The sequence below is a fragment of the Mesorhizobium sp. CA8 genome, assembly GCF_020164955.1.
In the GTDB taxonomy this organism is placed as follows: domain Bacteria; phylum Pseudomonadota; class Alphaproteobacteria; order Rhizobiales; family Rhizobiaceae; genus Mesorhizobium.
The window spans coordinates 46206-65927 of the sequence record NZ_JAIUHG010000014.1 but is presented as its reverse complement, the minus strand read 5'-3'; the positions used below and the strand labels follow the sequence as shown (position 1 = coordinate 65927).

The window sequence follows — 19722 nt, the reverse complement described above, 5'->3', positions numbered from 1 at the left end:
CAGGAATCGTCGGCATTGTTGACTTGTCTGGCCGGTTTTGTCGCAAAGCGGCGCAGCCGGCGATTTGCATGCCGCGCTTGATAATATATATTAGTTTACGCAATCTCAATAGCGCACCGGCCTCGACCATCTTGCCGTTGCCATCGGCCTTTGCTTTAGGGCCGTCTGGGTTTGGGAAACGACCATGAGCGAACCGACGGAACTGCGCGATACTCCCGGGGCTTCCAGGCGCCGCAAGCCGGGTGCCAAGCCCAAGGGGCGCGTCACCATGACCGACATTGCGCGCGCCGCCGGCTGCTCGCAGGCGACGGTCTCGTTCGTGCTCAACAATTCGCCGGGCATCAGGCTGTCGCAGCAGACACGCGACCGGGTGATCGAGGCGGCCAGGGCGCTGGGCTATTCGCCACCAGTCTTTTCGGCGTTGCGGCCGCCGGTGACGCCGTTCGAAGGCCTGGACGGCGTCATTGGCTTCGCGGTCGACCAGCTCGCCACCAGCCCCGAGGCGGTGGTCGCCATCGAGGGGGCACGGCAGGCCTCGTGGAATGCCGGCAATGTGCTTCTGGTGGCGCAGACCATGGGCGACGCGGTGATGGAGCCGCGCGCCATCCAGGCACTGACAAGGCGCGGCATCTCGGCGCTGATCTATATGACCATCTTCACCCGCGAGATCGCCGCGCCCGATTTCCTGTACAGCCTCGACATCCCGGTCATCCTGCTCAACTGCTACACCGCCGACTATGCCTTTCCGGCCGTGGTTCCCTCCGAGATCGCCGGCGGCCAGAGCGCGACCAGGCATCTGATCGCCCACGGCCATCGCCGCATCGCCACCATCACCGGCGAGCCGTGGATGCAGGCCGCTCAGGATCGGCTCAAGGGCTACCGCCGCGCTCTAGCCACCGCCGATATCCCGTTCGATCCGGAACTGGTGGTGGAGGGCGACTGGTCGGCCAGCGCCGGCTACGCCGCAACGGTCAAGCTGCTCGGACTCAAGGAGCGACCCACCGCCATCTTCTGCCAGAACGACCGTACGGCGATCGGCTGCTACGAGGCGCTGAAGGAAGCCGGCCTGCATATCCCGCAGGACATCTCCGTGGTCGGCTATGACGATGAGGAGATCGCCCGCCATCTCTTCCCGCCGCTGACGACCTCCATCCTGCCGCATCTGGCGATGGGCCAATGGGCGATCGAGCAGCTGGAGACGCCGCCGACGGCCGGCCGCGGCCGCTATCCGATCACCAAGCTGGAATGCCCGCTGGTGGAGCGGGAGAGTGTGGCAGACGTGAAGGGATAGGATGTCCCAGATCGCCACTTCAAGACTTGGAACGTATTGACATTGTATTGACAATCGCTAGATATCTGATCCCGACACAGGAGGGTTTCGATGGCACAGTCCAGTCATGCCGGCAGCGATCACAACGCAGTTCGCAAGGATGACGTGATTCAGATCCGCGCCTCGGCCGAGACGAAGGCCATTCTCAACCGCGCCGCGAGCTTGCGCGGGCAAAAACTGTCGGAGTTCATGCTGGACAGTGCGCGCAAGCAGGCAGAGGAGACCATTCTGGACCAGCGTGCCTTCTTTCTCGATGCCGACGCGCATGAGAAATTTCTTGACCTGCTTGATGCTCCGAACAAGCCGTCGCAAGAGCTTCGCGCCCGCATGACGCGCAAGCCAGCCTGGGAGCGCTGATGCCCGCTGGGCAATCGCAAGGCCCGCGAGTCCGCGCTCCGGAACGGCTGACCATCAGTTATGATGTCGCAGAATTTCGCAACGGCAGGCATCCCACCCTTGATGACTGGCTGCGAAACCGCGCCCTCGCCGGCGAGGGATTGTCTGCCCGAACCTATGTCGTCTGCGACGCGGGCACGAAAAATCGTGTTGTCGGTTACTACGCGATCTCCACGGCGATGGAAGAACGGGTCGCGCTGCCAAGCGCCAAGCTACGCCGGGGCATGCCTGAACAGGTTCCTTTGCTGCTGATAGGCCGTCTGGCGATCGATCAGGCGTTCCAGAGAATGGGCCTCGGGGGCGACCTGCTTTCCGATGCGCTGCGGCGTTGCCTCGCGGTTTCGGACATTGCCGGGGTTCGTGCCGTGGTGGCACACGCCATCGACGACGACGCCGTTGGTTTCTACCAGCGTCACGGCTTCACTATTTCTCCGCTGGGCGAGCGCGTCATGCTGATGCCGATCGAGACGATACAGGCGCTGTTCTCGAAAACTTGAGGCGAGTTGTGCAGGCCATTGCATGACGAGGAGATCGCCCGCCATCATTTCCCGCCGCTGACGACCTTGCCGCATCTGGCGATGGGCCAATGGGCGATCGAGCAGCTCGAAACGCCGCCGACGCCCGGCCGCGGCCGCTATCCCATCACCAAGCTGGAGTGCCCGCTGGTGGGGTGGGAGAGCGTACCCGCACAATTCCGATGACCCGGCCCCGAGACCGGCTTATGATGAGTGAGCGTGTGTTCCTTCCCAACAGGAAAAACGCTCATGTGGCCGAACCGGCGTTTATGCGATCTCTTGAAGATCGAGCATCCGATCATCCAGGCGCCGATGGCGGGCTCGGCGACGCCGGAACTCGCCGCCGCAGTGAGCAATGCCGGTGGGCTGGGGTCGCTCGGATGCGCATCGATGCTGCCGGATGGCCTGCGCAATGTTGCGCGCCAGATGCGCGCCTTGACCGGGCGTCCCTTCAACCTCAACTTCTTTGTTTTTCCCAGACCCGACACCGGCGACGCCGTGCTGACCCAAGTCATCGACAGGTTGCGGCCTTACTATGAGGAGCTGTCGCTCGGCGAACCCTCGCGGCGGCTTCCGCCGATCGGACCGGGTTTCGACGAAGAAAAGCTTGAACTGCTGCTCGAGATCCAGCCGCCGGTCGTGAGCTTTCATTTCGGCATTCCGGATGCGGCTGCCGTCGGCAGGCTGAAGCAAGCCGGGATCGCAATCATCGGCACCGCGACGAATGTCGCCGAGGCGCGCAAGCTCGCCGACGGTGGAGCCGACGCGGTCATAGCCCAGGGCTGGGAGGCGGGAGGTCACCGCGGTTCGCACGCTCCCAATGGTCCTGGCGACGGCGTCGGAACGATGGCGCTGGTTCCCCAGGTCGTCGATGCTGTCGAGCTCCCGGTCATTGCCGCGGGAGGCATCGCCGACGGCCGCGGCATAGCGGCCGCGTTCGCGCTTGGCGTCAGCGGCGTGCAGATCGGCACCGGCTTCCTGTCCTGCGACGAAGCCGGCACGGACCCACCGCGCCGCGCCCTGATCCGCACGGCGACCGATATGGACACGATGGTCACCGATGCCTTCACCGGCCGCGCGGCGCGCGCGAGACGCACCCGCTACGCCCTGGAAATGGAGGAGAGCAGGGTGCCCCTTCCGGACTTCCCGCAAATGGTCGCGCTCAGCGCTCCGCTCGGCGGCGACAAGGATTTCGCCTTCCATCTCTATGGGCAGGCGGCGGCGCTGAACAGGGAGCTTCCGGCCGGACAACTGGTGCGAACGCTCGTGGCCGAAACGGGCGAAGTGTTCGACGCTCTCTCGGCCGGCAAAACGACGCCTGCGTGAGCGAAGTCTTCGTCGTCGACGTCCCCGATGAGCTTTTAACCCCGCCTGTCGACACTGGATTGCGAAAGATCAGCCGGCAAGCAGGGATGCCATACGGTCGCGATCGATGATGTTGGGATTCGGCGGCAAAGGGCGACCGTCCAGTTCGGCCAGTTTCGCCGCGATATGCGGTCTGGTGACGACATCCTGCGGCAGCGAAACGCACGTGGCGATCTCGATCACGCCGCGAAACACGTCGGCATCCTCGCTTGCGGCAGCGAAAAGCCGGGCCATGACCGGATTCGGCGGCGGAACAGGAAGGCCGTCGGCCAAGGCGTTCATCTCCGCGATCCGGGCACGGTCGGCGGCGATCTGGTTGCGATAGAACGGGCCGACCTGGCGCTCGGTCTCGACATCGTATTCCCGCGAGAATTCGGCAGGGTCGCCGATGTGCCGGCGAGCGACGTTCCTGAGCACCTGCGCGTGCAGAAGGCCGACGCTCAACCCCCGCCCGGCGGACGGATTGGTGCAGGCCCAGGCGTCGGCCACAGCCGCAAACCCGGTGACGACAGGCTGGCCGTCGACGACAAACCGCCGGTAGCGGTCGAGAACGCCTGCCATCAGCAGGACGTGCGTGATCGGCTCGCCGTCAAGCCAATGGGCTTGCATCGGACATGCCGTTACGACACGGTGGAAGGTGGCGGTGTCGCGCAAAGCGCGCATGGCCTTGTTTCTCGCGGAGGTGAACAGGGTGACCGACCAGGTGTCGTTGTCGCCATCCAGTGTGAGAATCGAGAACAGCCCCATCGGAGTGAGCAGGCGGCCCTTTCGGCGCGGCCGCTGCTTGCCCGTGAAATAGCGAGTGAAATAGACGAAATTGCTGTCCTCGGCTTCCTCGCTCGGACTGCGGCCTCCGGCGGCAACGATCCATTCGCAGGCAGGGCTTCGCCGCCCCATCGCATCGATCACCAGGTCGGCGCGAATCTCTTCGCCGGACGTCGTGCGAACGCCCGCAATATGCGGCACGCCGGGAATGGCTGAGGCTCCCGTGATCAGCTCGCGAACCTTGATCCCTCGCCGGACCGTCACATTGGGCGCAGCTTGCGCCATCTCGGCTACGGCCCATTCGATCACCGGCCGCCGGCCGGTAACGAAGCGCATGGCTTCGTCGCCCGGGCGGGGCGCCCTGTCCGTTATTGTCGGGGGCAACGATCGAGGGTCGAAGAAGTCCATCCAGACGCAGCCGGCGCGCAGCAAAATATCCGTCAGCCCCGGCAGCTCCTGATCGGCGACCATCCGGAAACGCGAGCTGAGGTTGTGAGGCTGCCTGAACTGCGCAACGCCGGGGCGCTCCCAGTCCCATCCTTGACTGGAACTCGAAGGCCGGTCCGCCGGATCGGCCTCGAGGACCGTCACGTCATGACCGTCGCGGCCAAGCATGGCCGCCGTGCACAACCCGATTACGCCTCCACCGCAAATCAGGATCTTGCTCACCCCGTCCCCCAATTTTCGCGAGGGTCCGGCGCTATATTAGCTTCTGCACATGCTCCCGGCAACGTGCCGGGCCGCCAGCGCCCACCGCTTGTGTGCGGTCACGGAACAATCCGCTGCTTTGGCTGCTTGGCATGGCTTCCGTGGAAGTCTAGGCTGACATCAGCGAAGGGAGGGCGAGATGACATCAAGTTTCACCGTTCACGCGGCGTCCGGCTATGAGCAACTTATGGGGCGCTGGAGCCGCAGGCTCGCGCCCAAGTTCATCGACTTCGCCGGTCTGGCCGGCGGCGAAAAAGTCCTCGACGTGGGTTGCGGCACCGGCAGCCTCACCTTCGAGCTGACGAAGTCAGGTGATCTTGCCGAGATCCAGGCCATCGACTTCTCGCCGGTCTTCGTCGCGGCGGCGAAGGAGAGGAACACCGATCCGCGCGTCACCATCCAGCAGGCGGATGCCGCCGCATTGCCGTTCGCCGATGATGCGTTCGACCGCGCGATGGCGCTGCTGGTGCTGCACTTCGTGCCGGAGGCCGGCAAGGCGGTGGCCGAGATGCGCCGCGTGACGCGGCCGGGCGGTGTGGTCGCGGCCGTGGTCTGGGACCATTACGGCGGCATGACCGGGATGCGCATGATGATCGACACAGTTGCGGCGCTCAGCGAAAGCGGGCGTCAGCTGCGCAACCGCTATTGCTTCCAGCCCATGATGCAGCCGGGCGAGATGAAGCGGACCTTTGTCGAGCAGGGTCTCGTGGATGTCACCGAGGCCGAGCTGATGATCCGCATGGACTACGCGGATTTCGACGACTTCTGGGCGCCGATCGGCGCTGGCGAAGGCCCGCTCGGCAAATATATGACCACGCTGGATGCGGCCGAGCGGGAGCGTGTCGAGGCCGCCGTCCGCGATGCCTATCAAGCCGGTCGACCCGATGGCCCGCGATCCTTCGCCAATGTCGCCTGGGCCTGCCGCGGCATCGTTCCCTGAGATACAAGGCCGGCAACGCGTCAGTTGCCGGCGGCCGCCGGGGCATTGATCTCCCAGCCGTCGACCCACACTTGCCGCAGCCGGTCGCCTTCGCCCTTGAACCATTGGCCGGTCGCCCGGCAATCCTCGATGCGGTCGCTGCGGAAATTGCGGATGGCCTGGCGCAACTCGCACCAAGCGGCGATGTTGGCGGTTTCGGCATAATAGATCAGGGCGACCGGGCGGATGATGCGGCCGGTCGGACGTCCCGCCTCGTCGCGATAGGAGAGGCTTAGCTTCTCCTCGTTGCGGATGGCGCGGCGGACCAAAGCGAGGTCGACGGCCGACGCGGAGGGTGCTGCAAAGCCCCAGGCATGGAGGGCGTTGGCGTCGAGCGTCTGCCGCAAAGGCGGCGGCACGGCGCCGGCGATCTTGGCGCCGACGCGTTTGGCGGCCTGCCTGAGCTCGTCGTCGCCTGTGCGCTCCAGCAGCGCCAGCGACAGGACGATCGCTTCCATCTCCTCGATGGAAAACATCAGCGGCGGCAGGTCGAAGCCAGGGCGCAGGATGTAGCCGATGCCGCGCCCGCCCTCGATCGGCACGCGCATCGCCTGCAGGGCAGCGATGTCGCGATAGACCGAGCGTACGGTCACTTCCAGCCGCTCGGCGATCGTCGCCGCCGTTACCGGCTTCCTGGCCAGCCGCAGGATCTGGATGATCTCGAACAGGCGCGAGGCCTTGCGCATTTTCTCACTCAGCTGAAATGCAACTGACACACCCTCGTCAGTTGGAATGCCTTATAGGGCCGCCTACCCGCTTGAAAATCAACAGATTCCTTTGCGTGCAGGCGGATAATGCGACAGGCAACTGACATGAGCTATGGCGAAAATCTCTGGCTGTTCTTCGTGCTTCTGTTCGGCATCATCGCCGTTCCGGGCATGGACATGCTGTTCGTGCTGGCCAATGCGCTGACCGGCGGCAGCAACAGGGGCCTGGCCGCCACCGCCGGTATTATGCTCGGAGGCGCCGTGCACACGCTGAACGGCGCGCTCGGCGTCGGGCTGCTCATGCATTTCGTGCCGATCCTGTTCACGCCGCTGCTGATCGCCGGCGCCGCCTACATGGCCTATATCGGCATTTCGCTGATGCGCAGCTCGATCACCGTCGGCGACAACGGACCAACGGGGAGCCGCTCGGCCTGGAAGGCGTTTCGCCAGGGCCTGGTCACCTGCCTGATCAATCCGAAGGCCTATCTCTTCATCCTCGCCGTCTATCCGCAATTCCTGAAGCCGGCCTACGGTCCGATCTGGATGCAGGCGACGATCATGGGATTGCTGACGGTGGCCACGCAGGCCGCGATCTATGGCGGGCTCGCCGTCACGGCGGGGCGCAGCAGGGAGCTGCTGGTCGATAATCCGCAAGCTACCATATTTGCAGGCCGCGCGGCTGGGCTGCTGCTGTTTGCCGTTTCGATATTCACGGCGTGGGAAGGTTTGAGGGCGGCGTGATCGCCGCCCTCTCCATTTCGCTCAAGCCGCACCCTGCCGGCTGGCGAGCATCTCGCGCTTCACCGACCGGCGCCATTCGACGGCGCCGGCGAGGCCGTGCAGGACCGTCTCTGTGGTCGCCCAGTCGATGCAGCCGTCGGTGATGCTCTGGCCGTAGACCAGCGGCTTGCCGGGCACGACGTCCTGCCGGCCGGCGACGAGATTGCTCTCGATCATGACGCCGATGATGCGCTCGTCGCCCGCGGCAACCTGGCCCGCCACGTCATGCGCGACCTTCGGCTGGTTCTCCGGCTTCTTGGCGCTGTTGGCGTGGCTGACGTCGATCATCAGCCGCGGCGCGATGCCGATGCGGACTAGCTCGGCCGCGGCGGCCTCGACGCTTGCGGCATCATAGTTCGGCGCGACGCCGCCGCGCAGGATGACATGGCAATCCTCGTTGCCGGTGGTCGCCGCGATGCCGCTGCGGCCGCCCTTGGTCACCGCCATGAAATGATGCGGCTGGGCGGCGGACTTCACCGCCTCGCCGGCGATCCTGAGATCGCCGTCGGTGCCGTTCTTGAAGCCGACGGGACAGGACAGGCCCGAGGCCAGCTCGCGATGGATCTGGCTTTCAGTGGTGCGCGCGCCGATCGCGCCCCAGGCGACGAGGTCGGCGATGTGTTGCGGGATGGTCATGTCGAGGAATTCGGTCGCCGCCGGCAGGCCGAGATTGTTGACGGCCGACAGAACGTTGCGCGCCATGCGCAGCCCCTTTTCGATGTTGAAGCTGCCGTCGAGGTCGGGATCGTTGATCAGGCCCTTCCAGCCGACCGTGGTGCGCGGCTTTTCAAAATAGACGCGCATGACGATCTCGAGCCGGTCGGCCAGGGCCTCGCGCAGCGCCGCCAGACGGCTGGCATAGTCAACGGCCGCGACCGGATCGTGGATTGAACATGGGCCGACGATGACAAGCAGTCGATCGTCGGCCCCGAGAGGATCGAATGGATGGCGTTGCGCGAGGCAGCGACGGTGCGCGTCGCGGTGAGCGAGCGCGGTATCTCGCGCATCACCTCGTCCGGCGTACTCAAGGCTCTGATTTCGGTGACCCGAAGGTCGTCTGTGGTGGTCAACACGGCTTTCTGCTCCTGGTTTAGGAGACCTGCCGGCTGAAACAAAAAAAGCCGCCAGGTCTGGCGGCTTGTCGGATTTTCGATCTAGAGTTTTCAGATCGAGCGCAATCCTCCCGCCGCCAGCGAGCTACCGTAGCTAAAGTACCAAAACGAGGCGGTCAGGTGGATCATGCGCCTGATATAATCGATGCGGGGGCGCTTGTCACGTGGCTGATGAGAGCCAATTCGGAATGGCCGAATCTCGCGGTTTCGTCCTTGGGCGGAGCGGGAAGCGAAGCGTACCGCGTAGACCAAAGGAATCCATTCCGTGCCTTGGGCCGAGGAATGCACCCTAGCAAAATTCTGCGCGGCCGCGACGCTTCAAAGTAACGGCATGGATCCTCGGGTCTGCGCGCGTCGCTTCGCTCCTTGCTCCGCCCGTGGATGACGAAGGTAGCGATTCATAGCGGCAGATCACGCAGTTCGTCGTGTTGACGTTCAAGGTCTAAATCGGCACCACGCAGTGGCGATTCCAACAGGAATTCCGCAAGCGTACCCTTTCGCCCGGTCCTTCGAAGCCATTCTTCGGCCGACACGACAAGCACACTTGGTTTGCCGTTTTCGGTGATCCTCTGCGGCGCGTACCGCGCCGCTCGATAATCTCCGCGAACCTGACTTCTGCCTCGGCGACAGTCCAGCTGGTATGTTCGGGCGCAGACATCATTCCACCCCCATGAGTGTTCGGACTTATGACTATGAGGGAAAGGCAATGCTGCGGCAACCGGCAGACATGCGCGCTCTTGGGCCCGCGCGCCGTTACGCCAAAGCCAGCCGCTACTCCCCGATCACCCCGGCTATGTTCTGATCATAGTCGACCAGCGAGCCGGTCATGACGCCCGCCTGCGGGCTCAGCATGTAGGTAATCAGCCGGGCAAGCTGCGCGGGCTTGACCAGCTGGCCCATGGGCTGCGCGGCCTCGGCCTTCTCCAACCAGTCATCCGACGCTCCGTGCCATTTCTTCTGGACGATCGCCTCGCCCTCGGTGTCCATCCATCCCGGCAGCACCGCATTGCAGCGGATGCGGTTCCGCCGATAAGCGCTCGCGACATTCTTGGTCAGCGTCATCAGCGCGCCCTTGCTGGTCGAATAGGGCGTCAGGAAGGACTGGCCGGCATGCGCCGACATCGACAGAACGTTGACGATCGAGCCCGGATCCTTGCGCTCCAGGAGATGCGCGACGAGGCCCTGCATCAGGAAGAAGGGGCCGCGGACATTGGTGTCGAAGATCTGGTCGAAGAGTTCTTCCGATGTCTCGACCAGCGAGCCTCGCGCGGAAGTGGCGGCGGCGTTGACCAGCGCGTTCAGTGTTCCGAAATGCTCGATCGCGGTCTCGACGGCGCGCTTGCAGTCCGCAACCTTGGCGACATCGGCGCTGATGAAGATGGCGTCGACGCCGTTCTTCTTCAGCGCCGCGACCGCCCTGTCGCCCTTTTCCTGGGAGCGGCCGATCAGCGCCAGCGCGCGGCAACCCTCATCCGCCAAGGCTTCCGCAACCGCGAAGCCGATGCCCTGCGCGCCGCCGGTGACGATGGCGCGCGTTTCTGAATTGCGACCGGCGAAACCGTTCATCGCTGTGCTCCTCAATCCGTATTCAAATTTCAATCGACGCGGATGGTCTTGCCCGTCTTGGCCGACTGCAAGGCCGCGTCGGCCAGCTTCAGCGCGATCAGCCCGTCCTTGCCGCTCGGCGCCGCCTTCTTTCCGGCAGTTGCCGCGGCAATAAAGGCCGCGATCTCGTTGGCGTAGGCGTCGATGTAACGGGTCATGAAGAAGTCGTGCAGCGGCGGACGTGTATAGCCCTTGTCGTTGGCGAGCTCGATTGACACCGGCCGCTGGTTCTCGGCCGCGACCATGCCCTTGGAGCCATGCACCTCGATGCGCTGGTCGTAGCCATAGGTGGCGCGGCGCGAGTTGGAGATGACGGCCTGCTTGCCGGATGCGGTCTCGAGGATGATGCTGACCGAGTCGAAATCGCCGGCTTCGCCGATCTTCTTGTCAACCAGCACCGAGGCATGGGCGCTGACGGCCACCGGCTCCTCGCCGAGCAGAAAGCGCGCCATGTCGAAGTCGTGGATGGTCATGTCGCGAAAAATGCCGCCGGAGCGGGCGATATAATCGAGCGGCGGGGCGCCCGGATCGCGCGAGGTGATGGTGACCATCTCGACCGTGCCGATGGCGCCGTCGTCGATCGCCTTGCGCACGGCGGCGAAATGCGGGTCGAAGCGGCGGTTGAAGCCGACCATCAGCGTGGCCTTGGTCTTCTCGACAACGGCCAGGCATTTTTCGACCCGCTCGACGGAGAGATCGATCGGCTTCTCGCAGAAGATCGCCTTGCCGGCCTTGGCGAAGCGCTCGATCAGATCGGCATGGGTGTCGGTCGGGGTGCAGATGATGACGGCGTCGATGTCCTTGGCCTGCTCGATGGCATCGATCGTGCGCACTTCGGCGCCGTAGGCGGAGGCGAGCTCAGTCGCCGCTTTCTCGAAGGCATCTGCGACGGCAACCAGTTTTGCCTGCGGATTTGAGCCGACGGCGCGGGCATGCACTTTGCCGATACGACCGGCGCCGAGAAGAGCGAAGCGGAGAGTCATGGAATATCCTTCGAGATGGTTTAGAAAGCTGTCCGCGCCGCCGGCGCGGACGATTGGTTGATCCCGTCGCGGCGTCCGTCAGGCGGCCTGCAGTTCCGCCTGTCCGGTCTTGGCGCCGGTGATGTAGGCGACGATGTCGTTGCCGTCGGTGTCCTGCTTGCGCAAATTGGCGACGATGCGGCCGCGGCGGAAGACGACGATGCGGTCGACCAGGTCGAACACCTGGCGCATGTTGTGGCTGACCAGGATCAGCGGCTCGCCGTTTTCCTTCAGCGTACGGATGATGTTTTCGACCTGCGCGGTTTCCTGCACGCCGAGCGCTGCCGTCGGCTCGTCCATGATGATCAGCTTGGAGGCGAAGGTCGCGGTCCGGGCGATCGCGACGCATTGGCGCTGGCCGCCGGACATATGGCGGATGGTGCTGGAGAGGTTGGGGATCTTCACCGCCGTGCGGATCAGCGCCGCCTCGGTCGCCTTGCGCATCGCCTTGCGGTCGAGGATCGAGAACGGCCCGAGGTTGAAGAGCACCTTCTCACGCCCAAGGAACAGGTTCGACGGCACGTCGAGATCGTCGGCCAGCGCAAGGTTCTGGAACACGGTCTCGATGCCCGCCTCGCGTGCCTCGATCGGGCCGGCGAAGTTCACTTCCTTGCCGTCGAACCAGATCTTGCCGTCCGTGCGCTGCTCGACGCCGGTGATCTGGCGCACGAAGGTCGACTTGCCGGCGCCGTTGTCGCCCATGATGGCGACATGCTCGCCCTTGCGCAGCTCGAAATTCGCCTCCTGCAAGGCGTGCACACCGCCATAATGCTTGGTCAGGTTTTCGGTCTTCAGAACGATGTCGGACATGGTCAAGCTCCTATCGCGCGGCGGCGCTGGCGCCATTGATCGAGAACGACCGCGCCGACGATGATCACGCCCTTGACCATCTCCTGATAGTAGGCGTCGAGGCGCAGGAAGGTGAAGCCGGAAATGATGACGCCGAAGATCAGCGAGCCGATCACGGTGCCGATGATCGAGCCGCGGCCGCCCGACAACGAAACGCCGCCGATGACCGCCATGGCGATGGCGTCGAGCTCGTACATGACGCCCATGCCGGCCTGGGCGGTGAGGTTCTTGGAGCAGAGCACCACGGCGGCAAGCGAAGCGAGGATGCCGGCGATGGCGTAGACCAGCACCTTGTGGTTGGCGATCTTGATGCCCGACATGCGCGCGGCATCCTCGTTGGAGCCGATGGCGTAGCAATGCTTGCCGTATTTCGTATAGCTCAGGATAAGCTGGAACAGGAGCGCCAGCGAGATGAAGATGACGACAGGCATCAGGCCCTTGCCGATGGCCGCGAAGCTGTCGGTCGGGAACGAGATCGGCTGGCCCTTCGACCACCATTTTGCGATGCCGCGGGCGGTAACCATCATGCCCAGCGTGGCGATGAAGGGCGGAATGCGGGTATAGGCGATCAACAGGCCGTTGATCAGGCCGGCGATCAGTCCGCAGCCGATCGCGACCAGCACCGGCACGATGACCGGCAGGTCGGTCCAGCCATAGTCGATGAACATCGCCTTGGGATTGGGATTGCCGTTGACGGTCGCAACCTGCGCGAAGCTCATGGCGATCATGGCAGTGGCGCCGACGATCGAGCCCGAGGACAGGTCGATGCCGCCGCAGATGATCACCTGGGTGACGCCGATGGCTATGATGCCGACGATCGAGACCTGCAGGATGATGATCTGCAGGCGCTGCTCGTTGAAGAGGCCCGACACATTCTCGCGCGTGTTGAACAGGAAGCTGTCGCCGAGGAAAACGCGGCCGATCAGCTCGAAGGCGACGACGAGGATGACCAGCGCCAGGAACACGTTGAACTCGGCCGGCCATGGACGCTTCTTGGCGTCATAGCTCAACCCGCCAATGCCATGCGATGTCTGTGACACGTCTTCTTCCTCCGAATGACCGCGCCCCGTTCTCCCGCCCTGTCGGGCGGGAGAGGAACAGAGCGGCGCCGCTTCGCCAGCAGCCGATTTCAGCCAGGCCGATGCGTCGCGGCACCACCCCGCGGTTTGTCTTCACGCAATTCCATACCGAAAACCGTTCCTGGAATTGCGCCGGCGCGCCTCAGTTCTTCTTCAAGAATTTGTCGATGTTCGCCGGAGTGACGAGCTGGAACGGGATATAGACCTTGTGTTCCACCTTTTCGCCCTTGGCGAGCTTCAGCGCCGCATCGAGCGCACCGGCGCCTTGGCCGGCAGCGTCCTGGAAGACCGTCACGTCGAGATCGCCTGCCTGCATCGCGGCCAACGCATCCTGCGTGGCGTCGACGCCGCCGACGACCACCGACTTCATGTCGATGTTGGCGGCCTTCATCGCCTGGATGGCGCCGATGGCGCTTTCGTCGTTGTTGGCGATAACGCCGTCGAACGCCTTGCCCGACGACAGCCAGTTGGTCATCAGGTTCTGCGCCTGGTCACGATCCCAGTTCGAGGTCTGCTTGTCGATGATCTTGATGAAGCTGCAGTCCGGCGTGGCGATGACTTCCTCGATGTCCTTAGTGCGCTGCACCGCGGCCTGGTTCGAGAGCTCGCCCATGATCACGTAGACATTGGCTTCCTTCTTGCCGGCTTCCTTGAACAGGCGGCAGGCTTCCTTGGTCTCGAGCGTGCCGGATTCCGCCTCGTTCGACGCGACGAAAGCCTGGTTGTCCGGCAGCTGGTCGACATTGACCGGCTGACGATTGACATAGACCAGCGGGACCTTGGCCGCGGCGGCCGCGTCCGACATTGCCTGGGTGGCCGAGGTGTCGACCGGATTGACGATGATGGCGTCGACACCCGAGGCGGCGAAGTTCTTGATCTGGTCGAGCTGCTTGGCCACGTCGTTCTGCGCATCCTCGACCTGCAATTCGACGCCGCTCATGCCCTTGGCCTGCGCGATCATGCCGTTGCGCAGCACGGTCAGGAAGTTGTCATCGAACTTGGCCATCGAAACGCCGATCTTGGCGGCGAAGGCGGATGAACACATCAGCGCCGAAAGCGCGACGCCCAAAAGCAGTTTCTTCATTTTATTCTCCTCCACTTGGTGTCCGGCTGCACCCATTTGAACCGGAATCCCCGGTTTGCCCGGGGAATCTCTCCCTGCGGCCATGCGGCGTCCCAACTCGACTGGAACGCCTCTTCCTCCGTTCGCACAGGCGTTCCGGAACGAAAGAACCAAAAAGCCTAGTTAGTGAAATATTTATTCCATTTCGTTTTGGAAACGTCAAGGGCGATTCCGACGAGATTGGCCGGTTTTTCGGTCCCGATCGTCGAAACCCGGGCCCGAATCGAAGCAAATCGCCATGAAAGAATCCATCAGCCTGATGGATTCTTTCACATCGACCCATCGCAAACGCCGGGAATTGGCTGAAGCCGCCCTAAACCTCGTCATTCTATGGCGAACTATGGCGAAGCAAGGAGCGAATCGACGCGATGGGCGCTTCGGCCAATCTCCAACGCGTGCCGCCTGCCAACGCAAACGGGCGACCGATCAAAATTCCTGCGGCGGAGCTACTAGATGTTTTCCGGCAGATAGATGTCGAAGGGCAGGAAGGTCTGCCCCGGCGCATTGGCGGCGCCGCTTTCGATGGCATGGGCCATGAGCCCCAGGAGTTCCCGGCAGAGCGCGGCGAGCGGCGTCGAGATCACCATGGTGAGGATGTTGTCGGCAAGTGCTGCGCGCGAGACGGCGTTGATCTCGTTGCAGATGACGACCGGCATAACCGCCGGGTTTGCCGTTCTCAGCGCCGAGACGGCGCCTTCCATGCCGCCGCCGGCGACATAGCAACCGGCAAGATCGGGATGGCGCGCCAGAAGATCGAGCATGGCGTCATGCGTCACGTCATTCGCCTCGAGGTTGACCAGCGTCTCCATCACGGTGAAATCCGGCGCGTGCTCGCGGAAATAGGAGCGGAAGCCGATCTCGCGCAGTTCGTGGCCATGGAAGCGGTGGCTGCCGACGAAGAGCGCCACCTTGCCCGGCTTCCTGGCGGCCTTGGCGATCATCCAGGCCGCGCTTCGCCCGACCTTGCGGTTGTCGAGCCCGACATAGCCTTCGCGGATGCCGGCGGCAAAATCGGACAGCAGGGAGAAGACCGGCTGCCCCCTCGCCTTCAGTGCCTCCACCACCGCCGTCAGCGTCGGGTGATCTGGGCCGACGACGGCGATGGCTCTCGACTTGGCCGCCAGCCTGCGCATCTGGCCCGCAATCTCATCGGGCGCCAGCGACGTGGCGAAGTCGATCGCGGCAGTGCCGCGGAAACGTTGCGACTGCGAAACCGCCAGCTCGAGCTCCCTGGCAAAATCGCCATAGAAGACGTCATTGCCCCTCAGCAGCAGGAAGCCGAGCCGGTATTCCGGCAATTCCTGGCGCATGCGCTGCTTGATCAGCCCCGCCGCGTGGTAGCCGATCTCGGTGGCGGCCTCATACACCCGGCGCGCCGTCTCCTCGCGCACCGGCAGGCGGCTGTTCAGCACTCTGTCGACGGTGGCGACACTGACGCCCGAGACGCGCGCGAGATCGCTAATGGTCGGCCGCTTTGCCATGAATGCTCCATTGCTTGTCCGACTTAGGATATCTCACTCTGATAGGAAATGATAGAAACTATCTTCCTGATGTTGAGACTATCATGGGCCGGCGGTATGGTGAAGTGGAAGCCGGCCATGAACGAGCCCAGACCTGCTAAACCGTTCGCCAGGCGCTGTTGGAGGAAGCTCAATGACTGCCATGACGTCTTCGTCGGCGTCGCCGCGCGATTACAGCCTGACCGGGCGAGACGCTAGGCTCGCGGTCGAGAACGGGCTGGCTGCGGCCGAGTGGTACCACACCGAGATCCCGCGCAAGCAGATGAAGGAGCTGATGCAGCGCTCGGACCAACCGGCGATCCGCGACACCATCATCTGGCTGACCGCGTTCATCGTCAGCGCCGCGGGCGGCATCTGGTTCTGGGGCAGCTGGTGGTGCGTGCCGTTCTTCTTCGTCTACGGCACGCTCTACGGCTCCTCGACCGATTCCCGCTGGCACGAATGCGGCCACGGCACGGCCTTCCGCACGCAGTGGATGAACGATGCCGTCTACCAGCTCGCCTGTTTCATGATCATGCGCAACCCGGTGACCTGGCGCTGGAGCCATACGCGCCACCATACCGACACGATCATCGTCGGCCGCGACCCGGAGATCGCCGTCATGCGCCCGCCGGACCTTTTGCGCGTGGTGCTCAACTTCTTCGGCATTCTCGACGCCTGGCATGCCATGGTCGGCATGGTCCGCAACGCCGCGGGCGTCATCAGCGCGGCGGAAAAGACCTTCATTCCCCTGCAGGAACAGCCGAAGGCGATCCGCGTGGCCCGCATCTGGCTCGCCATCTATCTCGCGACCATCGCTTTGGCGCTCTATCTGCATTCGTGGCTGCCGCTGATGCTGGTCGGCCTGCCCCGCCTCTATGGCGCCTGGCATCACGTGATGACCGGCCTGCTGCAGCATGGCGGCCTCGCCGACAATGTCATCGACCATCGGCTCAACAGCCGCACCGTCTACATGAACCCGGTCAGCCGCTTCATCTACTGGAACATGAACTACCATGTGGAGCATCACATGTTCCCGATGGTGCCCTATCACGCGCTGCCGAAGCTGCACGAGATGATCAAGCACGATCTGCCGGCGCCGACGCCATCGATCCTGGCCGGCTATCGCGAGATGATCCCGGCCTTCCTGCGCCAGCTGCGCAACGAGGATTATTTCCTCAAGCGTGCACTGCCGCCGACGGCGAAGCCCTACCGGGAAGAGCTGCACAACGACAATCCGGTGGCAGCCGCGGCCGAATGATCTGCCGAAGAGCTTAACCAACCGATTTTCGCGGAGGACGAGATGAGCGACTGGGTCGAGGCCTGCGCGGCCGGAGACATCGACGAGGAGGACGTGATGCGGTTCGACCATAGCGGCCGCACCTTCGCCATCTACCGCAGCCCCGACGACGAATATTTCGCGACCGACGGCCTGTGCACGCATGAAAAGGTGCATCTGGCCGACGGGCTGGTGATGGATGACATCATCGAATGCCCGAAGCACAATGGCCGCTTCAACTACAAGACCGGTGACGCGCGCGGCGCGCCGGTCTGCGTCAACCTCAAGACCTATCCGGTCAAGGTCGATGCCGGAAAAATCCTGATCCAGATCGGATGAGACCATGCAGGCGGGGATGCTGATCATCGGAGCAGGCGAATGCGGCGGGCGCGCCGCGCTCGCCCTGCGCGATCTGGGTTTCGAAGGGCCGGTGACGCTGGTCGGCGACGAGCCGCATTTGCCTTACGAGCGGCCGCCGCTGTCGAAGGAAGCGATGACCGGGACGGCGCCGGCCATCAAGGCGATCGCCACCGACGCGCTGTTCGCCGAACGCTCGATCCGCCACATACACTCCGTCCGGGCCGTCGCGATCGATCGTGCCGGGCATGTCGTGCAGCTGTCGGACGGATCCTCCCTTTCCTACGATAAGCTGCTGCTGGCGACAGGCTCGGTGCCGCGCCAGCTGCCGATGCCGGGCCTTGGAGGCCGTTGTGTCTATCTCAGGACCTTCAACGACGCCTTGGCCATCCGCGCCCATCTCAGCGCCGGCAACCGTGTCGCCATCATCGGCGGCGGCTTCATCGGCCTGGAGCTTGCCGCCTCGGCACGCAAGCTCGGCGCAACGGTCACCGTCATCGAGGCGCAGCCGCGCATCCTGATGCGCGGCGTGCCGGCCGAGATCGCCGAGATCATCCATAAGGCGCATGAGGCCGAGGGCGTTACGATCCGCACCGGCCAGGGGATCGCGGCGATCGCCGACGACGGCAAGGAAGTCGCCATCACACTGGCCGACGGGCAGCGGATCGTTGCGGATCTCGTGGTGATCGGCATCGGCGCCGTCCCGGTGACGGCGCTTGCCGCCGAAGCCGGGCTCGCAATCGACAACGGCATCGCCGTGGACGAGCATTTGCGCACCGCCGATCCGGACATCTTCGCCGCCGGCGATTGCTGCTCGTTCCCGCTCGCCGTCTATGGCGGCCGGCGCGTGCGTCTCGAAGCCTGGCGCAACGCGCAGGAACAGGGCGCCTTAGCCGCCAAGAACATGCTAGGGGCCGGCGAGGCGCATGCCGCCGTGCCGTGGTTCTGGTCGGATCAATATGGGCTGACCCTGCAGATCGCCGGGCTGTCCGACGAAGGCAAGAGCATCGTGCGGCGCGACCTCGACGACGGCGCCTTCATCCTGTTCCATCTGGCCGAGGACGGCAGGCTGGTCGCCGCCAGCGGCATCGGCCCCGGCAATGCGGTGGCGCGCGACATCCGGCTGGCGGAAATGCTGATCGCCAAGCGGGCGAGCCCGGCGCCGGAAGCGCTCGGCGCGCAAGCGGTCAAGCTGAAGTCGCTGCTGGCGGCATGATGGACCCGGCTAAAACAGCGCCTTCAGCTCATCCAGCTTGTCGTTGACCAGCCAGCCGTAATAGTTTTCCTCCGGCAGCTTTTCGGCTTGGCCTTCGGCGCGGCGCTTTTCGTTCTCGGCCTTCAGCGCATAGGCACGCTGTTCGGGGTTGCCGACATTGTAGAGCGTGGCGGTCAGGCCGGGATTCTTTGAGATGTCGAAGCCGGCGATGCTGCGATACGCGTCGATCGACTTCTTGATGGTCGCGGCGACGTAAGGCAGCGTCAGGTCGGGATCCATGATGGTCTTGTAGACGGTGTTGGGGTCATCGACGTCAAGCTTCGGCAGGCCCGAGACCTTGTGCACGAGGTCGCTCATCTGCAGCGCGGTCAACGGGTTCAACTGGCCGAGGCCGAAGGTCTGGCCGGCGTAATAAGGCTGGAAGAAGGTGGCGCCGAAGCGGTCGTTGGGGAAATCCTCGCCGCCCACCGTCTTGCCGCGGAAGGAATGGTTCCAGACCTGCTCGCGGCACTCCCAAAGGTCGTAGCTGTCGTCCGCGCCGGCGCATTTCTTGAATTCCGACCGCTGGATGAAATCCGAGATGTCCTCGCCGTGATAGGCGAAGGAGAGCTTGCTCGACAGGTACGAGATCGCCTTGACGTAATAAGTCTGCAGACGGTCGTAGGCGTCGACATTGTAGGTATGCTCGCCGACGATGGCGCCGACGATATGCATCGGGTCGATGCCGTAGGCAGCCGCCACCTTCCTGATCTTGCCGCGCAATTCGGCATCGTTCTGCAAGAGCGCGTAGACCTTGCGGTACTTGGCCTGGAAAGTGGTGTTGGTGGCCTGGGTGCGCCGGCTGGAGGCGCCTGGAATATCCGGCTGCACGCTGTTGCGGTTGCCTGGAGGCACGATGGTCGCGGCGTCCGCGGTTGCCACCGCCGCCGCCAAGGCCATGCCGAGAAAAAGCAGGATAAGTTTCTTCATACGCCGCCGCTTTCGAGTGCGCGGCAAACTAGGTAAAGCGCATGGCAGAGTCGAGAGAAGGCTTCGA

The 19722-nt window shown here is 64.0% G+C and carries 19 protein-coding genes and 3 pseudogenes; 11 read left to right on the top strand and 11 right to left on the bottom strand.

The window, feature by feature from the left end; genetic code table 11:
* The first annotated feature begins 184 nt into the window (after positions 1-184).
* The 5 genes and pseudogenes from LB553_RS16795 (at position 185) to LB553_RS16775 (ending at position 3567) form a co-directional block, all read left to right on the top strand.
* Positions 185-1291, top strand: coding sequence for a LacI family DNA-binding transcriptional regulator (locus tag LB553_RS16795; protein WP_224514960.1), 1107 nt, complete (start codon positions 185-187; stop codon positions 1289-1291).
* Positions 1292-1381: 90 nt separating this feature from the next.
* Positions 1382-1687 (top strand): DUF1778 domain-containing protein, encoded by a 306-nt coding sequence (locus LB553_RS16790; RefSeq protein ID WP_224514957.1) that lies wholly within the window; start codon positions 1382-1384, stop codon positions 1685-1687.
* Positions 1687-2223, top strand: coding sequence for a GNAT family N-acetyltransferase (locus tag LB553_RS16785; RefSeq protein ID WP_224514956.1), 537 nt, complete (start codon positions 1687-1689; stop codon positions 2221-2223). The genes LB553_RS16790 and LB553_RS16785 overlap by 1 nt, the downstream gene beginning before the upstream one ends.
* 24 nt (positions 2224-2247) lie before the next feature.
* A pseudogene (locus tag LB553_RS16780) lies at positions 2248-2427 on the top strand (LacI family transcriptional regulator); the annotation flags it as partial.
* A gap of 63 nt (positions 2428-2490) precedes the next feature.
* Positions 2491-3567 (top strand): NAD(P)H-dependent flavin oxidoreductase, encoded by a 1077-nt coding sequence (locus LB553_RS16775; RefSeq protein WP_224514954.1) that lies wholly within the window; start codon positions 2491-2493, stop codon positions 3565-3567.
* A gap of 69 nt (positions 3568-3636) precedes the next feature.
* On the opposite strand, the gene LB553_RS16770 is transcribed toward LB553_RS16775, so the two are convergent.
* Positions 3637-5040, bottom strand: a complete 1404-nt coding sequence (locus LB553_RS16770; protein WP_224514952.1) for an FAD-dependent oxidoreductase — start codon at positions 5038-5040, stop codon at positions 3637-3639.
* 178 nt (positions 5041-5218) lie between these two features.
* Here LB553_RS16770 and LB553_RS16765 point away from each other — a divergent pair, with 178 nt between their 5' ends.
* A complete protein-coding gene (locus LB553_RS16765; RefSeq protein WP_224514950.1) occupies positions 5219-6019 on the top strand; it encodes a class I SAM-dependent methyltransferase in 801 nt (266 codons plus the stop codon).
* Positions 6020-6039: 20 nt separating this feature from the next.
* Here LB553_RS16765 and LB553_RS16760 read toward each other — a convergent pair whose 3' ends face one another.
* A complete protein-coding gene (locus tag LB553_RS16760; protein WP_224514948.1) occupies positions 6040-6744 on the bottom strand; it encodes a helix-turn-helix transcriptional regulator in 705 nt (234 codons plus the stop codon).
* A gap of 126 nt (positions 6745-6870) precedes the next feature.
* On the opposite strand from LB553_RS16760, the gene LB553_RS16755 reads away from it, so the two are divergent.
* The gene (locus LB553_RS16755) at positions 6871-7506 is read left to right on the top strand and encodes a LysE family translocator (RefSeq protein ID WP_224514946.1); all 636 of its coding nucleotides are present in this window, start codon (positions 6871-6873) and stop codon (positions 7504-7506) included.
* 21 nt (positions 7507-7527) lie between these two features.
* On the opposite strand, the pseudogene LB553_RS16750 reads toward LB553_RS16755, so the two are convergent.
* A pseudogene (locus tag LB553_RS16750) lies at positions 7528-8552 on the bottom strand (3-deoxy-7-phosphoheptulonate synthase).
* Here LB553_RS16750 and LB553_RS16745 point away from each other — a divergent pair.
* Positions 8491-8655 (top strand): hypothetical protein, encoded by a 165-nt coding sequence (locus LB553_RS16745; RefSeq protein WP_224515126.1) that lies wholly within the window; start codon positions 8491-8493, stop codon positions 8653-8655. The pseudogene LB553_RS16750 and the gene LB553_RS16745 overlap by 62 nt on opposite strands.
* Positions 8656-9055: 400 nt before the next feature.
* Here LB553_RS16745 and LB553_RS16740 read toward each other — a convergent pair.
* The 7 genes and pseudogenes from LB553_RS16740 to LB553_RS16710 form a co-directional block, all read right to left on the bottom strand.
* Positions 9056-9318: pseudogene (locus LB553_RS16740) on the bottom strand (type II toxin-antitoxin system prevent-host-death family antitoxin).
* Between the two features lie 110 nt (positions 9319-9428).
* Positions 9429-10223, bottom strand: coding sequence for an SDR family oxidoreductase (locus LB553_RS16735; RefSeq protein ID WP_224514945.1), 795 nt, complete (start codon positions 10221-10223; stop codon positions 9429-9431).
* Positions 10224-10252: 29 nt separating this feature from the next.
* Positions 10253-11245 (bottom strand): inositol 2-dehydrogenase, encoded by a 993-nt coding sequence (gene iolG / locus LB553_RS16730; protein ID WP_224514943.1) that lies wholly within the window; start codon positions 11243-11245, stop codon positions 10253-10255.
* Between the two features lie 78 nt (positions 11246-11323).
* Complete coding sequence (locus LB553_RS16725; protein ID WP_140858779.1) at positions 11324-12094, bottom strand: ATP-binding cassette domain-containing protein; 771 nt, start codon at positions 12092-12094, stop codon at positions 11324-11326.
* Between the two features lie 2 nt (positions 12095-12096).
* Positions 12097-13173: an ABC transporter permease gene (locus tag LB553_RS16720; protein ID WP_095768206.1), complete on the bottom strand. Its 1077-nt coding sequence runs from the start codon at positions 13171-13173 to the stop codon at positions 12097-12099.
* 181 nt (positions 13174-13354) lie between these two features.
* Positions 13355-14296: a sugar ABC transporter substrate-binding protein gene (locus LB553_RS16715; RefSeq protein ID WP_095768205.1), complete on the bottom strand. Its 942-nt coding sequence runs from the start codon at positions 14294-14296 to the stop codon at positions 13355-13357.
* A 488-nt stretch (positions 14297-14784) separates the two neighbouring features.
* Positions 14785-15816 carry a LacI family DNA-binding transcriptional regulator gene (locus tag LB553_RS16710; protein ID WP_224514940.1) on the bottom strand — a complete coding sequence of 344 codons (1032 nt, stop codon included), beginning with the start codon at positions 15814-15816 and terminating at the stop codon, positions 14785-14787.
* Between the two features lie 172 nt (positions 15817-15988).
* On the opposite strand from LB553_RS16710, the gene LB553_RS16705 reads away from it, so the two are divergent.
* The 3 genes from LB553_RS16705 to LB553_RS16695 are packed head-to-tail and all read left to right on the top strand — an operon-like array spanning position 15989 to position 18686.
* Entirely contained in the window at positions 15989-17095 is a 1107-nt protein-coding gene (locus tag LB553_RS16705) for a fatty acid desaturase family protein (RefSeq protein WP_224514937.1), read from the top strand.
* Positions 17096-17137: 42 nt separating this feature from the next.
* A complete protein-coding gene (locus LB553_RS16700; protein ID WP_224514935.1) occupies positions 17138-17452 on the top strand; it encodes a MocE family 2Fe-2S type ferredoxin in 315 nt (104 codons plus the stop codon).
* Positions 17453-17456: 4 nt separating this feature from the next.
* A complete protein-coding gene (locus tag LB553_RS16695; RefSeq protein ID WP_224514933.1) occupies positions 17457-18686 on the top strand; it encodes an NAD(P)/FAD-dependent oxidoreductase in 1230 nt (409 codons plus the stop codon).
* A gap of 9 nt (positions 18687-18695) precedes the next feature.
* Here LB553_RS16695 and LB553_RS16690 read toward each other — a convergent pair whose 3' ends face one another.
* A complete protein-coding gene (locus LB553_RS16690; RefSeq protein ID WP_224514930.1) occupies positions 18696-19655 on the bottom strand; it encodes a DUF1402 family protein in 960 nt (319 codons plus the stop codon).
* Positions 19656-19722 lie beyond the last annotated feature (67 nt).